The following is a 1,036-nucleotide window of genomic DNA, read 5'->3' on the forward strand; positions in this document are numbered from 1 at the left end:
ACTGTATGAAATGGCGATCAAAAGCAAAAGCTCTGGTTGCTCCCAGGCGTTCCATGACTGCAAAGGTGGTAGCGCCGGTATAAGAAAAAGACTTGTCAGAATAGGTAAAGATAATTTCTCTGGCCCTATTTTCATCCTCCTCATTAACCCGTTCCACCGGCCAGCACAATCCTTTCAACCAGGCCCGGGCTATTTCCGGGCTTAACCTGCTGACAAGCAGCGCATGACATTCAGCAACAATAAAATTTGTGATCACCACCTCTACACCTTGAGTGCTCAGTTCTTTCAAAATGGAAACGGCCTGCTGGTGCATGTTGTCCGACCTGTCAAGCAGGGCGTATATCGCGCTTGTATCCACCATTATTCTTTCCACCGCTTAATTTCTCCTTCAGCAAGATAGGAATCGTGGTTTACGGAAATATCCTTTTCCCCGCTTTCTCCCATACCAACGAGCCGCCAGATGGGGTCTTCGGCACTCAATGGCCGGACCGGTTCAATCTTTTTCATGCGTATCTCATTGTCCTCCAGATAGACCTGCAGGTAATCACCTTCTCGAATATTTAGCTTTTTTCTGATCGAGACTGGAATTGTCAACTGCCCTTTGGCGGTTACACGCATTACTTCATAACTCATAATAGGCTTCCCCCACCGTGGTTTGATTTTCTTACTATAAGTATACCACAGTTTCGCACCGGAATGAGCAAAACCGGGCTGAAGATTGCCCGGTTTCCTCAATGCTGACATTGGGGATGTTATATTAGTTATATTATATTTATATTTTATATTCAGGCACCTCCCGGCAGGCCCAGCATGCTGCACACGGATTGCTGGAGCCGGCGCAGCTCATCTTCACTGCCGGCCTCGACGTAAATGCGGAAGAGGGGTTCGGTTCCCGAAGCCCGCACCAGTACCCAGGAGCCGTTTTCCAGCACCAGTTTGGTCCCATCCACGGTGATGCGCCGTGCCACCCTCACCCCTCCGACCTCCGGGGGAGAAAAGCCCTTCAAGACGCCGAGGACCCTTTCCTTTTCCTCCG

2 protein-coding genes and 1 pseudogene are annotated in these 1,036 nt (G+C 49.9%); all 3 read right to left on the reverse strand.

The annotated features are described in order from the left end of the window. On the reverse strand, positions 1–373 hold a 373-nt coding region (locus tag ACPLUI_RS14875), incomplete at its 3' end, for a type II toxin-antitoxin system VapC family toxin (RefSeq protein ID WP_424661019.1). Further along, complete coding sequence (locus ACPLUI_RS14880) at positions 361–633, reverse strand: AbrB/MazE/SpoVT family DNA-binding domain-containing protein (RefSeq protein ID WP_424661020.1); 273 nt, start codon at positions 631–633, stop codon at positions 361–363. The genes ACPLUI_RS14880 and ACPLUI_RS14875, both read right to left, overlap by 13 nt. Before the next feature lie 152 nt (positions 634–785). Further along, positions 786–1,036, reverse strand: a pseudogene (locus ACPLUI_RS14885) (phosphoglucomutase/phosphomannomutase family protein); the annotation flags it as partial.

The sequence above is a fragment of the Desulfofundulus sp. genome (assembly GCF_049701015.1).
Lineage (GTDB): Bacteria > Bacillota > Desulfotomaculia > Desulfotomaculales > Desulfovirgulaceae > Desulfofundulus.

What these genes read in the sequence shown, in the direction of transcription:
- ACPLUI_RS14880 (WP_424661020.1), bottom strand. Translation starts at nt 633, where the DNA reads ATGAGTTATGAAGTAATGCGTGTAACCGCCAAAGGGCAGTTGACAATT.